Below are 13,348 nucleotides of genomic sequence, written 5' to 3'. Positions count from 1 at the left end.
GTATCAGAGGCCCGACCGTCGGCCATATTCCGGGAAACTACTGCCTGCGCGGCAGCGACAGGGAAGTCGGCGCGCCGCTGTGAGGACTTCACGGACAAGTACGCGAGTCCGGCAGGCTCAGATCGTTCACTTCAGAATTTCGCACACCGTAGGATGTGATCCGACGTCAAGCCGCGTGTTGCTTGTGGAGATGCTCCGCCACCACGCCTCCAACGCGTCGGGCTCGCAGCCGAGCCTGACGCTCATGCCGCCGGCGAACTTGATCCAGTCGGCGAAATGGTCTCTGCCAACCGCGATCACCACGGGAATGTCGGCGTCGAGCGCGCGTCCGATCAGATGGGACAGGCCCTTGCCGTCGCGCTCGCGCTTGCCGAAGCGGTTGATGATGACGAGATCGGCGCCATGCGAGAGGGCGTCCGCGATCCGCATCCCCGCATTTTGCAGCCGCGCGAGATCGAGACGGCAGCCGCGGGCGGCCGGATCGAAATCCTGCGCGAGCAGAAGCGTCTCGCCGCTGTGAAGCAGCACGGCCGACAGGCTCGAATCCGCGCATTGGCCGGCCTGAACCATGCCGACGACGCGACAGCCACGCGCATTCAGATCCGCCGCGAAGCTGCGCAGGACCGCGTCGGGGTCCTGATGCGCCTCGTAGACGAGGGCGGCGAGGTCGCATTGCGCATCGAACATGGTCGGCCTCTGCTTCGTCGCAAAGAGAACGGGGCCGCGGCGGTTTTGCCGCGGCCCCGGATGTCGGATCAGGCCGCCGGCGGGCCGTTGATGATCTGCAGCTGGGTGAATTCGGCGAGGCCTTCCTCGGCGAACTCTGTACCGATGCCCGACTGCTTGGCGCCGCCGAACGGGATGTGCGGGGCCATGTCGAGGTGCTTGTTGATCCAGACCGTGCCGGACGTTGCGACCTCGTGCGCGCGCTTGATGTCGGACGACCAGACCGAAGCGCCGAGGCCGTAGGTGGTGGCGTTGGCGCGGCGGATGGCATCGTTCTTGTCGGAATACTTGATCAGCGGCAGCACCGGGCCGAACTGCTCCTCGTCGACCAGTTTCGAGCCTTCTTGGATGTCGCGCACGATGGTCGGCTCGATGAAATAGCCGGGACGGTCCATCGCCGAACCGCCGGCGACCACCTTGCCATTCTTGCGCGCGTCCTCGAGGAACGTCTTCACCTTCTCGTACTGCATCTTGTTCTGCAGCGGCCCGAGCTTGGTGCCCTGTTTGGCGCCGTCGTCGACCACCGTGCTCTTGGCGATCGCGACCAGCTCGTTGCAGAGCTCGTCATAGACGGACTCGTGGACGTAGAGACGCTTGATGGCGAGGCAGACCTGGCCGGAGTTCTGGAACGCGCCCTCGAAGATGCCGGGAGCGACCTTCTTCGGGTCGACATCGTCGAGCACGATGCCGGCGTCGTTGCCGCCGAGCTCGAGCGTGATGCGCTTGAGCGTCTGCGCCGCGCTCGCCATCACCTTCTGCCCCGTGGCGGAAGAGCCGGTGAACGAGATCTTGCGGATATCAGGATGCTTGGTCATCTCGCCGCCGAGATCGTTGGCGTCGGTGATGAAGTTGAGCACGCCCTTCGGCAGGACGTCCTTGATCAGCTCGGCGAAGCGCAGGGTCGCGAGCGGCGTGGTCGGCGCCGGCTTCACCACCAGCGTGTTGCCGGCGAGCAGCGCCGACGGCAGCTTGAAGCTGAGGATCAGCAGCGGATAGTTCCAAGGAATGATGGCGCCGACGACGCCGAGCGGGCGGCGATAGGCTTCTACCTTGCGGTCACCGGAATCCTCGATCACCTTCATCGGCAATTCGAGCGAGCTGAGGTAGCGGAAGAACGCGGCCATCCCCAAAACTTCGCCGGTGGCGTCGCCAAGCGGCTTGCCTTGCTCGCTGGTGAGGATGTGGGCGAGCTCGCCCGAATTGGCCTCGATCACGTCGGCCATCTCGTTCACGAGCTTGCGGCGTTCCGCCATCGGGGTCGCGGCCCAGGCCGGGAAGGCGGCCTTCGCCGCGGCGACGGCGGCATCAAGCTGCGCCTTCGAGGCACGCGGACACTGCGCCAGCACCTCTTCGGTCGCGGGATTGAGAACCGGCATGGTCTGGTCGCCGGGCACCATCTTGCCGTCGATGAGAAGATTGTAGTCACTCATTGGCTTTGCGCTCCCTTGCAGAAACGGGCCGTTCGGGGCCTCGTTATATCGAACTATATATCACGACTTCGCCGGGCCGACTATGGCGGCCGGTTCGATCAATTCCAGAAAAGCAGGGCTGGACGCGGGTGGACATATCGATATATCGTGATGGATATAGCGAACCGCGTTCCGGGACTGACGATGGAAATCAAGGTGAGGCAGCTCACGACCTGCGAGGTGGCGTCCGACGGCGGCGCGATCTCGCTGGGCTTCGAGGATCTGGCGGGCAACCCCGCCGCGGTCAGCGTCTCGCTCAACCAGGTCGGCGCCCTCATCATGACGCTGCCCGGGCTGCTCGAGGCGGCGCTGAAGGCCCGCTACGGCGACCAGAGCCTGCGCTACGCCTATCCGCTGGCGTCTTGGGCGATCGAGCAGGCGACCGACACGACCCAGCGCATCATCACGCTTCAGACCGAGGACGGCTTCAAGGTGCGCTTCTCGATCCCGAAAGCCGAGCAGAGCCTACTCGGCGAAGCGCTGACCCAGCCGACGCCGGAAATGTCGGTGCGGCCGAACTAGCGGCTTGGGCCAAAGGCGCAAACAAAACACCGCCTAAGAATGGAATTGCCGATTGGGCCGGTCGAACGCCGGAAATGTTGCACGCGTCGCCTGAACTAGAGAATCGCTTTGCCTGTTCGCCAGCCTAAAGTTGCGGGCGGGCAGAGGTGGCAAGCGATGAGAGATGTTCGAACGGGTTTCCTGGACGCTATCGGCAACACGCCATTGATCAGGCTGCGAATGCCGTCGGAGGCCACGGGTTGCGAGATCTATGGCAAGGCCGAATTTCTCAATCCCGGCGGCTCGATCAAGGATCGCGCGGCGCTGGCCATGATCAACGATGCCGAACGATGCGGCAAGCTTGAGCCGGGAGGTGTCATCGTCGAAGGAACAGCCGGCAATGTCGGAATCGGCATAGCACTCGTGGCGAATGCACGCGGCTATCGAAGCGTGATCGTGATGCCTGACACGCAAAGTCAGGAGAAGAAGGACATGTTGCGGTTGTGCGGTGCCGACCTGCGCCTGGTGCCTGCCGTACCCTATTCCAATCCGGGTCATTACGCGCGCTATTCCGGCCAGCTCGCCGAGGAGCTCGGTGCCTTCTGGGCCAATCAGTTCGATAATGTCGCCAATCGGGAGGGGCACTATCGCACGACCGGTCCCGAGATTTGGCAGCAGACGGATGGAAGAATCGACGGCTTCACATGTGCCGTTGGGAGCGGCGGTACCTTGGGTGGGATCGCGCGAGCCCTCAAGGAGCGAAATCCCGGCATCAAGATTGCGCTCAGCGATCCCATGGGGGCCGCTCTCTACAATTGGTTCACCAAAGGCGAGCTGACGACAGAAGGAGACTCCATCACCGAAGGGATCGGGCAAGTCCGTGTCACCCGGAACCTCGAAGGCACGTCCATCGATACGGCATATCAGATTACGGACGAGGAAGCCTTGCCCGTTCTGTTCGACCTGATCGAGCATGAAGGACTGGTGTTGGGGGGCTCAAGCGCGATCAATATCGTTGGAGCCATGCGACTTGCGCGCGACCTCGGTCCAGGCAAAACCATCGTGACCATCCTCGCGGATGGCGGACAGCGCTATCAATCCAAGCTGTTCAACCCGGAATTCCTGCGCAAGAAAAATCTGCCACTGCCACGCTGGATGCGATAGCGAGCCGTCAGCGGCCGGGTTGCTCCCCGCCCATGCGCGCCCGTCCGTTCACGATTTCCGCGAACGGCCGATGTCGCTCTTGAGCGCTTCCAACTCCTTGTGCACGGCGCGCGCGGCGTCGCGTTCGATCTTGCGGTAGCGCGCGACAAGCTTTTCGCCGAACGGCGTCAGCATCGCGCCGCCGCCGTTCTTGCCGCCGGCCTGCGGCTCGACCACCGGATGTCCGCAGATACGGTTGATCTCGTCGACGAGGTCCCAGGCGCGCTTGTAGGACATGTCCATGGCGCGGCCGGCCGCCGAGATCGAGCCTTGCTCGCGGATCTGCTCCAAAAGCTCGATCTTGCCGGGCCCGATCCGATCCTCGCCGTCGAGGTCGATGCGAAGGCTCAGCTGGGGGAGGGATTTGGCGCTCACGCGCGGCATGACGGGGTCTCTTGGGCTCTGCCTCGCGAGATTGCCACTCTTGCCCGTCGCGGACAAGGTGAGGGCGCCCGATTTCCCAGAAGATGGACCTTTGTCGAGGTCCGCAGAGCACGGGCTTTAGCCCGTGCCCTGATCGCTGCATCTTATTCCGCGGGGCTTCCGACCACCGCGCCCTGACTGACGTCCTCGCGGGCGAGGATCATCAAAAGGCCGACGATGATGAGCTCGACCACCGCGAAAGCAATGAAGGCGCCGGTGAACGAGCCGGCCGAGGCGTTGATGATGGCGCCCATCATCCAGGGCGCCACGAAGGCCGAGAAGATGCCAAATACCTCGGCGTATCCAATCGCGGCCGGTGCGAGCGCGTCGGAGTATTTTTCGCTGAGCAGGGCGAAGATAGCGCCGCCGCCGAGCAGCGCGATACCGCTGAGTGCTGCAAACAGCACCAGCATCGAGAACGACATCGGTGTGACCACGCTCCACAGGAACATCAGCGCGGTCAGGAAAGCGAGACATGCGGTGAGTTTGATCATGAAGGGCTTGCCGAGCCGATCGGACATGTAGCCGCCAATCACCAGGAATAGCACCTGCGACAACCCCATGACGGTGCCGATGACAGCGCCGGCTTCCGGCGGCATGTGCTGTACTGTGATGAAGGCCGGCACCACCCAGGTGGCGGTGCCGGCGATCGCGAAGGTGCAGGCTACGATGCCGAAGCCGCCGACCGCGATCCATTTCGAGCGGAAGATCTCGCCGAGCGGCAGGTGCTCCTGCGGTGTTTCATTGCCCCAGGTAAAACCGTCGATGCCGAGCTCGCGCGGATCGTTGCGGACGACGAGTGCGTCGACGGCTGCAACGAGCAGCGTGCCGATTGCCAGCACGGCGAAGAAGGTCCGCCAACCGGTCGCAATCGTCAGGGGAATGCCGAGCGCGAAATCCATGGTGATGGCGAGGCTGTAGGCGGCGAGGATGATGCCTACCACCGAGCCACGCCGACTTTGCGGAAACCAGCCGAAGATCAGCTTCATGTTGCCGATGAAGATGCCGGCGTCGAAGAAGCCGATCACGAGCCGGAGCATCACGAGCTGTGTGTAGCTTTGTACGAACACCTGGAGCACCATGCCGATGCCAGTGCCGGCAAGCCCGATCAGCAGCATGTTGCGCGCCGTCATCGACCGGCTGACCGGAGACCACACCACCATGCCGATACCGTAGGTCAGCGCAAAGATGCCTTGCGCAAGCCCAGCCTCGGCGGGATTGAGCTTGAGGCTCTCGGAGACGAAGGGCAGTACGGCCGCGAAGGCATACCAGTCGGCGGCGAGAAAGATCTCGCAGAGGATGGCGAGGGCCAGCATGCCTTTTTGCCACCGGGCTATCCGACGGCGGTCGTTCTCGGAGATGGACGTCCAAGTTGTTGTCAGCATGGTCATCATCGGTTCTCGCGGTTGCGTGTCGACGGAATCGGCGTGGCCTCAGGCGGGCGGCGGCAGGAAGTTGACCTCGTGTTCGGCGGCACGTCGCACGACCTCCTGCGGATCGGGGAGATTGTGGATGCGCTCGAACAGCTCTTTCAGCGACCGCGTCGGTGCGACCCAGAACAGGCTGGTGGCGGTTTCACCCGACTTGTTGAAGATGCCGTGGGGGATGCCTTTGGGCATGCGGACGAGGTCGCCGGCCTTGGCGACAAAGTCCTTGCCGTCGAGCCAGAGGTCGTAGCGGCCGCTCAGCACATAGACGAATTCATCCTGGGTCGGATGCACGTGCGGCGGCACGAAGGTGCCATCCGGAAACACGGCATGCCAGGCCATCGACGCCTCGGAATGCTGCTTCAGCGTGTAGGTCTGGCCCAGAATGTTCCAGATGACGTTGCCAAAGCCTTCTTTGGCAGGGGTCACGCCCGGAGGCATCTCGATCATGGTGGTGTCCTCTGTTGTGTGCGGATCAATCGGCGAGAAAATCGGTGACGTAGTGTGCGGAAGACGGCGTTTCCTCGAACACGAGATGACCGGTCGCCGGCACCAGCGTCACGCGTGCGTCGGGGAGCCCTGCTTTCCAGGCATCTGCCTGGGCGGTCGGGCGCAAGCGATCTGCGGCCCCCCACAGCACCAGCGTCGGCATCGTGATTCGATGCAGCCAGTGCGCGAGCTTGGGATTGCCCTGCGGTTCGCTGCGGATCAGCTTGGCAAAGCCCGTGACCTCGCGTCCAAGCCGGGCGTCGAAGGCCGGATCGGGCGCCTTGGGAAAGTAACGGAGTGCCGCGGCCGGATCGTGCGCGAGATAGGTTGGCAGTTCTTGCGGTGCGATCTCGAACAATCCGGGCGCAGGCGCGCTTCCGACCACAAGACCGGCGGGCGCAACCAGCACCAGCTTGCGGACCCGATGCGGCTGACGGATCGCGAACTCCGCGGCAAGCCATCCGCCGAGGGAGAACCCGGCGAGGTCGAACTGCTCAAGGCCAAGCTTGTCGAACAGATCCATGTAGTGAAGGACGTGATCCTCGACGGTGTCGATCGCCTCGGCGTCGCCGGAATCGCCAAAGCCCGCATGATAGGGGATGATGACCGTGTGCCGCTTCGCCCAATCGCGCGCCATCTCGAAGCCGGTGAAGGTGCCGGTGCCGTGCAGGAACACCAGCACCGGGCCGCTTCCGATGCTGTGAACGACGGTCCGCACGCCGTTGATCGTATGTTCCGCGCGGGAGAAGCCGGTGAGATCGGGCGAGGGTTTGACGGTATCAAGCATGGTCGTCTCCGGTTGAAGGCGGCAGAGCCGGGCGTTGGTGAGTCATGCGGCGGCTTCCTGGCGACCGCTGAGAAGTGAGGCGAATTGTTCGACGGCGTTGGCGAGCCGCGCGGCCGTCATTGGTGCGAGCGGCTCGCCTGGTACGATCTCGCCGCTGCTGGCGTAGATCGCCGTCGAGACGGTGCAGGCTTCGAAGAAGCCGAACAGCGGGCGGAGCTGGTGCTCGACCACCAGCGAGTGGCGCAGGCCGCCGCCGACCGCGGTCAGCAGCACCGGACGGTTGCGCAGCACGCTGGGTTCGATCAAGTCGAATACGTGCTTGAACAATCCGGGATAAGAGCCCTGGAACACCGGGCATCCGATCACGAGACCGTCGGCCTGTTCGATGGCCTCGACGACGGTGCGCGCGTTGTCATCGAGTGCAGTCCGGGTGAAGCCGGCGATGCCGCAACCGGCATCGACAAGATCGATGACGGTGGTCTTCAGTCCATGCTGCGCCTGAAGATCGGCGGCGACGGCTTCCACCAGCATGCGCGACTTCGCCGGGCGCCAACTATTGCCGCAGAAGCCAACGATGCGGGATGTCCTCACGTCGACGCCCTCGTGTCTGGTCGCTTGCTCAGCCCGTCACCCCGAAGACCGTCCATTGCGCACCAGGGCCGGGGAGGCCGAGCAGCGCACGGCCGCACTCTTCGACGATCTGGTCGGCCATCAGGATGTGCTGCGTGCCCGAATGGATGTCGCGATAGAACCGCTGCATCGGCGTGTTGTGCAGCGAGGCGCCGCGCGCGGCGCGATGCGCGAAGGTGGCGACATCCGACAGAACGTCGTGGACGTGGCGCAGTGACAGCTTGATCATCGTCATCTGCTCCAGCGACGGACTTTCACCGCCGGCGCAAGTCTCCGAGACGTCCTTCCAGGTTTCGTGGACCAACGCACGTGCTGCGCGGAAACGAGCTTCGGCCTGCGCGAACTGGAACTTGAAGCTCGCGCTGTCGCGCGACTTGCCGAATGGATCCTGGCGCTGGACGATCACCTTGACGAGTTCGTCGAGCATGCGGCGGCCGACACCGACGGCCCAGGCGGAATGCGCCCAGGCGCTGTAGCCTGCCAGCCCCAGTGCACCCTGCACACCACCTCGGCGCGGCGCACCAATGTCAAAATCGTAGGTCATGTGCGTGGGCACGAACAACTCGTCGCCCTCGCTCAAAGTGTAGTCGAAACTTCCCGTCGCGCGCAGGCCGAGCACGTCCCAATTGCCCATCAACTTGATGGTCGCGCGCGGATGGTGGGTGACGACGATCTTGGGCTGGCCGTTCGGGCCGAACACCATGTCCTTGCCGGATGCGTCGGTGACGAAGCAGCCTGAATGGACCCACTCGGCGTGCTGAATGCCGCTGCCATAGGCCCAGTTGCCACGGATCATGTAACCGCCATCGACCGGTCGGGCGAAGCCGCGCGGCACGCCGTTGCCGGCAATCGTGATGTCGGGCCCGCCCGCGAAGACTTTCTTGATGCCTTCGTCCTCGATGTAGATGGCGAGCGTCGTGCCTTCCATGTTGTTGCCGATGACGCACCAGCCGGCGGAGGCGTGTGCGTAAGCGAGCCGCTCGATCACGGTCATGGCGTCGTAAGGCAGGAGCTCGGCGCCGCCGACCTCCTTCGGGAACAGCATGGTGTAGATGCCGGCCTTGCGCAGCGCCGCCACCACGTCGTCAGTCATATAGCCCTGTGTCTCAGCCTCCGCGGCCCTGGATTCGACCAGCGGTAGCAGCGCGTCGAGGCGCGCATGGAACTCGGCCACCGTCGGGGTCGCGGAAGGCTTTACGGCGAGTTGCACGGAAGGGCTCATGGTCGGTGTCTCCACGTCGGGCTGTTGGTTCTTCGCGCAACGCTGCTGCACGCGAAGATCTGGGTCGGGCGGAACAGACGCCGGTCGCGGGCAAGACTCCGCCCACACGCGCCAAAGACTGTTGGTGCGCGCGACGAACGGCTCGCGTTGGTGTCGAGATGTCCCCGTCGGAACCGCGCGAACGTCGTTACGCGATCCCGAAGGCCAGGATGCTAGAGATGAGGCGGCTAAAGCAGCAATCCCCCATCATGGGGGGTGTTGGCCATGCTGCTCTGCCGCAAAGCTGGGCCGGGAGAGCCGTGTTTTGCCGCTTCTTTTCGCTTGACCAAAGGTCAGGCGAGGCAGAAATTTTAAGCCTATAACAATCGGCAATGACGCGCGTGTGTCCGAGGGCACCGCGCGTTCGCGCGAGGAGTGGCGGTGAGAGCCGAGCAGGAGCATTTGGATGGTCTGCCCGAGCGCCAGCTCGCAGATCGGCTGATGTCCATCGCCGAGAGCCGCTCGGTGCGCGCCCTTGGCATTGCCTGCTGCTCGGCGATCACGGAATTGACGGGATCGCCGACCGTCGGCCTCTATTTGCTCGACGGGCTCGAACCGGAACTGGTCTACAGCCGGCACGTCGCAGAAGGCCTGCTCGACAATTACAGGGCCGGCTTCTGGAAGCGCGACCCCGTGCTCGACTGCATCATGACCCAAGGCCGCGCGGTCGACGGCGAAACGGTGATCGGTCCGCAGCAATGGCGGCACAGTCCGTCCTTCGAGATGCTGCACGAGTGGGGCTTTGCATACAACATGGGCGGCCCGTTGTGGTGCGGGCAGAAGATCGTCGGCGTGCTGTTTACGGCGACGACCGATACGGACGCGCCCTACACGATGCGGTCGCGGCAGCGCATGGAGATGCTGTGTCGGGCGGGCTCGCTCGCTTTGACCAACATGACGAACGCGGGCGCGATCGACGCCCATCCTGCCGCAATCCGCGTCCCCGAGCCGGCAGCGACGCCGGTGGCGACGCTCTCGGCATCGCTTCCGCCACGGTCCGCGGACGTCGCCATCCGGGTCTGCCGCGGCCAGACCAACAAGGAAATCGCCCGCGAGATGGGGATTTCCGATCAGACCGTGAAGGAGCACGTCGCGAACCTGTGCCGACGCTTCGGCGTGCACAACCGCACCGAGCTTGCGGCCTGCCTGCTGAGTCCGAGCGCTCGGCAATAAGGTGCCGCGCCGGGTCAGATGTGGTTGACGATCAGCTTGAGCGAGCCGACGAAGGTCGGATGCTGCCGATAGTGCCCGTACCGCGCGTCCCAGCGGCCGGACGTGAGATCGTTGCCGAGCCGAGCATCATCGCACGGCGTGCAGCTCCAGAAACGCCTTCACGCCGGTTACGTTGCCGGTATCCGACGGCACGTAGCCGGGCAGGGTGGCGACGGCGGCGCGGAAATCGGCGCTACGCATGATCTCCAGGATGCGCTGCATCGGCCCGGTATCGAGGAAGGCGCGCTTGCAGACGAAGAAATAATCCTCGGTGAGGATGCGGATGAAATCGAGGCCAAAGTGGCGGGCGGCCGCCTCGACACCAAAACTCGCATCCGCCATGCCGCTCGCGACATAGGCCGCGACGGCGGCGTGGGTGAACTCGATCTGCTGCGCGCCGTTGATCTTGCTCTCGTCGATGCCGTTCGCGGCAAGCAGCTGGTCGAACAACAGCCGCGTGCCGGAATCATGGTCGCGGTTGACGAAGCGGACTTTTGGCCCGGTGAGGTCACGAAGCGAAGCGATGCGCAGCGGATTGCCGCGCGCGACCATCAGCCCCATCTCGCGCGTGACGAAACTGATGATGCGATCCTCGCGCGGATCCAGCCATTCGCGCGCCGCCTTGATGCCCTGGGCCCGCAACGCGCCGTGCGGCAGATGCAGGCCCGAGAGATCGCAGGCGCCCTGCGCCAGTGCGACCAGCGAATGCTGGTTGCTGACATAGCGCAAATCGACGCCGATGCCGGGCTCGCGATCGAGGAATTCTCGCAGTTTTGCCACGGCAAAGCCGTGGCTGGCATGAACGCGGATCACCGAAGGGCGCTGTTCGAGGAACGGCTTGATCTCGCTCGCCAGCTCCTGCGCCAGGTTTTCGAGCTGCGGCCCGAGCCGGGCCTGCATGCGTTCGCCGGCCCATACCAGCCGCTCGCCGAACGGCGTGAGCTTCGAGCCCTTGCCGCGCTGGGTTTCGACCAGTGGGGTTCCGAAGAACTCCGACCATTGCTCGATCAGATTCCAGACGTGCCGGTAGGACAGGTGCACATCGCTGGCCGCGCTCGTGATCTTTCCGGTCTTCCGGATCTCGTTGAGCACGCCGAGCATGATCACGGCGGTGCGCGGGCTGCCCTCGTGGCGAAATCGCCAGACGGCCTCGATCTCGATCTGAAGCATCTGAAATCCTTATGAACTGCGCTTCATATGTGAGGCGTCCATTTGCAAACTATATCATATTTACTCCAGGAAATAGGCGCCTAGTCTGGTATACCAGAACAGGAGGAAATATGATGTCTGTTGCATATGACTTTGCGCATTCGCCGGCCACCGAATTCATGGCCCGGCCGCAGCATCTGCTCATCGACGGCCGCCGCGTCCCCGCGAGCTCCGGCCGCACCTTCAAATCCCTCAATCCCGCCACCGGGCAGGTCATCGCCGTCGTCGCCGAAGGCGGCGAGGCCGATGTCGAACACGCCGTCGCCGCCGCGCGCCGGGCCTTCGAAGGTCCGTGGCGTACGATGCGTGCCTCCGAGCGCGGCCAGATACTGCTGCGCTGGGCGGACCTGCTCAAGCAGCACGCCGAAGAAATCATCGAGCTCGAGTCGATCGATGCCGGCAAGCCGATCTCCGCGACGACGCGCCAGGATTTTCCGGCTGCCGTCGACACGCTGATCTATTACGCCGGCTGGGCCGACAAGATCAGCGGCGATGTCGTGCCGGTGCGCGACGATGCCCTGACCTACACCGTGCGCGAGCCGGTCGGCGTGGTCGCGGCGATCGTGCCGTGGAATTTCCCGCTGATGATCGGCATGTGGAAGCTCGCGCCGGCGCTGGCCTGCGGCTGCACCATCGTGATGAAGCCGGCCGAGCTGACCTCGCTGTCGGCGCTGCGCATCGCCGAGCTCGCACTTGAAGCGGGCCTGCCGGCGGGCGTCTTCAACGTCGTCACCGGTCCGGGCCGGGTCGTCGGCGACGCGCTGGTCAATCACCCCGATGTCGACAAGGTCACCTTCACCGGCTCGCCCGGCGTGGGCCGTGGAATCATGAAGGGCGCGGCCAGCAACTTCAAGCGCGTCTCGCTCGAGCTCGGCGGCAAGTCGGCCAACGTCATCTTTGACGATGCCGATCTCGAAGCGGCGTCCAAGGCTGCGGCCTCAGGCATCTTCTTCAATGCCGGCCAGGTGTGCTCGGCAGGCTCCCGCGTGCTGGTGCAGGAGAAGGCGTACGACGAAGTCGTCGAGCGTCTCGCGGCGCGCGCAAAGTCGCTCAGGATCGGCGATCCGCTCGATCGCAAGACGGTGCTCGGCCCCGTCATCTCCGAGAAGCAGATGAAGTCGATCCTCGACTATGTCGACATCGGCCAGAAGGAGGGCGCGACCCTCGTCACCGGCGGCGAGAAAGTCGGCGATCGCGGCTATTTCATCAGCCCCGCGGTGTTCGCAGGCGTCGCACACGAGATGCGTATCTCGCAGGAGGAGATTTTTGGCCCCGTTGTCAGCGTCATCAAGTTCAAGGACGAGGCCGATGCGCTCAGGATCGCCAACGGCACCGCCTACAGCCTCGCCGCCGGCGTGTGGAGCCGCGATATCGGCAAGCTCCAGCGCTTCGCCAAGCGGGCGCGTGCGGGCACGGTCTGGATGAACACCTATGGCTACACCGACGTGCGCCTGCCCTGGGGCGGCGAGCGCGACTCCGGCCTCGGCCGTGAGCACGGCACCGCCGCGCTCGACAATTTCACCGAGCCCAAGGCTGTCTGGATGAATCTGGCCGTCTGATAACCTCCCGATCGGCCAATCCTGGGCCCGCCTGATCGTCCGGTCAGGCGGGCTCTCTTTTCGACATCGATAAAATTGTCTGCATTCCGCTCAGCGGCGGCAAACCCTGCGGACAAGAAGGCCGCTGCCTTAAACCTCGGCTTTGGAACCGGCGTGCTTCCTGCCTGCAAAAGGTTGGGGCATCGGCATGTCTGTTCTAAGGGAGATCGTTGCGGCGGTTGCGGGAGTCTACGCGCTCCTGTTCGTCTGCGACGCATTGTTCGGCGTCGGCGAGGCGCGTTTCGACGACGCCTATTACAGCGCCAGCTTCTACGCGCCGCGGCCGAAGGAATTCCGCTTCGCCAGCGACACGCCGCCGGCGGTCCGCGTCAGCGAGGCCTTCGCGCAGTTTGCGCCGGGCGAGGCCAAGCCGAACCGGCGCTACTCGTCTCTGACGACGATCATTCGCTAAC

General features: G+C 64.3%; 14 protein-coding genes. 5 read left to right on the top strand and 9 right to left on the bottom strand.

Going from position 1 to position 13,348, the window contains the following annotated elements:
* Window positions 1-126: 126 nt before the first annotated feature.
* Entirely contained in the window at window positions 127-687 is a 561-nt protein-coding gene (locus tag AB7Z56_RS27390; RefSeq protein ID WP_441256562.1) for a DUF2478 domain-containing protein, read from the bottom strand.
* A gap of 68 nt (window positions 688-755) precedes the next feature.
* On the bottom strand, window positions 756-2,156 hold the full coding sequence (locus AB7Z56_RS27385; protein WP_441256561.1) for an aldehyde dehydrogenase family protein: 1,401 nt from the start codon (window positions 2,154-2,156) through the stop codon (window positions 756-758).
* A 183-nt stretch (window positions 2,157-2,339) separates the two neighbouring features.
* On the opposite strand from AB7Z56_RS27385, the gene AB7Z56_RS27380 reads away from it, so the two are divergent.
* Window positions 2,340-2,717 carry a hypothetical protein gene (locus AB7Z56_RS27380; RefSeq protein ID WP_441256844.1) on the top strand — a complete coding sequence of 126 codons (378 nt, stop codon included), beginning with the start codon at window positions 2,340-2,342 and terminating at the stop codon, window positions 2,715-2,717.
* A gap of 156 nt (window positions 2,718-2,873) precedes the next feature.
* Window positions 2,874-3,860, top strand: a complete 987-nt coding sequence (locus tag AB7Z56_RS27375; RefSeq protein WP_441256843.1) for a cysteine synthase A — start codon at window positions 2,874-2,876, stop codon at window positions 3,858-3,860.
* A gap of 48 nt (window positions 3,861-3,908) precedes the next feature.
* On the opposite strand, the gene AB7Z56_RS27370 is transcribed toward AB7Z56_RS27375, so the two are convergent.
* From AB7Z56_RS27370 to AB7Z56_RS27345, 6 genes are all read right to left on the bottom strand, one after another.
* Window positions 3,909-4,283, bottom strand: coding sequence for a winged helix-turn-helix domain-containing protein (locus AB7Z56_RS27370; RefSeq protein ID WP_354248258.1), 375 nt, complete (start codon window positions 4,281-4,283; stop codon window positions 3,909-3,911).
* A 143-nt stretch (window positions 4,284-4,426) separates the two neighbouring features.
* Window positions 4,427-5,638: an MFS transporter gene (locus AB7Z56_RS27365; protein WP_166094212.1), complete on the bottom strand. Its 1,212-nt coding sequence runs from the start codon at window positions 5,636-5,638 to the stop codon at window positions 4,427-4,429.
* A 117-nt stretch (window positions 5,639-5,755) separates the two neighbouring features.
* Window positions 5,756-6,199 (bottom strand): cupin domain-containing protein, encoded by a 444-nt coding sequence (locus tag AB7Z56_RS27360; protein ID WP_028159377.1) that lies wholly within the window; start codon window positions 6,197-6,199, stop codon window positions 5,756-5,758.
* Window positions 6,200-6,224: 25 nt separating this feature from the next.
* Window positions 6,225-7,025, bottom strand: a complete 801-nt coding sequence (locus AB7Z56_RS27355) for an alpha/beta fold hydrolase (RefSeq protein WP_441256560.1) — start codon at window positions 7,023-7,025, stop codon at window positions 6,225-6,227.
* Window positions 7,026-7,067: 42 nt separating this feature from the next.
* Complete coding sequence (locus AB7Z56_RS27350) at window positions 7,068-7,616, bottom strand: NAD(P)H-dependent oxidoreductase (protein WP_354117375.1); 549 nt, start codon at window positions 7,614-7,616, stop codon at window positions 7,068-7,070.
* 28 nt (window positions 7,617-7,644) lie between these two features.
* The gene (locus AB7Z56_RS27345) at window positions 7,645-8,877 is read right to left on the bottom strand and encodes an acyl-CoA dehydrogenase family protein (protein WP_441256559.1); all 1,233 of its coding nucleotides are present in this window, start codon (window positions 8,875-8,877) and stop codon (window positions 7,645-7,647) included.
* 420 nt (window positions 8,878-9,297) lie between these two features.
* Between AB7Z56_RS27345 and AB7Z56_RS27340 the strand changes: the two genes are divergently transcribed.
* Entirely contained in the window at window positions 9,298-10,089 is a 792-nt protein-coding gene (locus AB7Z56_RS27340; protein WP_155795275.1) for a response regulator transcription factor, read from the top strand.
* A 126-nt stretch (window positions 10,090-10,215) separates the two neighbouring features.
* On the opposite strand, the gene AB7Z56_RS27335 is transcribed toward AB7Z56_RS27340, so the two are convergent.
* Window positions 10,216-11,298 (bottom strand): substrate-binding domain-containing protein, encoded by a 1,083-nt coding sequence (locus AB7Z56_RS27335; protein WP_441256558.1) that lies wholly within the window; start codon window positions 11,296-11,298, stop codon window positions 10,216-10,218.
* 113 nt (window positions 11,299-11,411) lie between these two features.
* Between AB7Z56_RS27335 and AB7Z56_RS27330 the strand changes: the two genes are divergently transcribed.
* Window positions 11,412-12,896 carry an aldehyde dehydrogenase family protein gene (locus AB7Z56_RS27330; RefSeq protein ID WP_441256557.1) on the top strand — a complete coding sequence of 495 codons (1,485 nt, stop codon included), beginning with the start codon at window positions 11,412-11,414 and terminating at the stop codon, window positions 12,894-12,896.
* A 187-nt stretch (window positions 12,897-13,083) separates the two neighbouring features.
* A complete protein-coding gene (locus AB7Z56_RS27325) occupies window positions 13,084-13,347 on the top strand; it encodes a hypothetical protein (protein WP_063983997.1) in 264 nt (87 codons plus the stop codon).
* Window position 13,348: the final 1 nt, after the last annotated feature.

The organism is Bradyrhizobium sp. 482_C4_N1_8 (genome assembly GCF_052075965.1).
GTDB classification, from domain to species: Bacteria; Pseudomonadota; Alphaproteobacteria; order Rhizobiales; family Xanthobacteraceae; genus Bradyrhizobium; species Bradyrhizobium barranii.
Note: the sequence above shows the minus strand (reverse complement) of the source record. Positions and strands in the feature narration are given on the sequence as shown.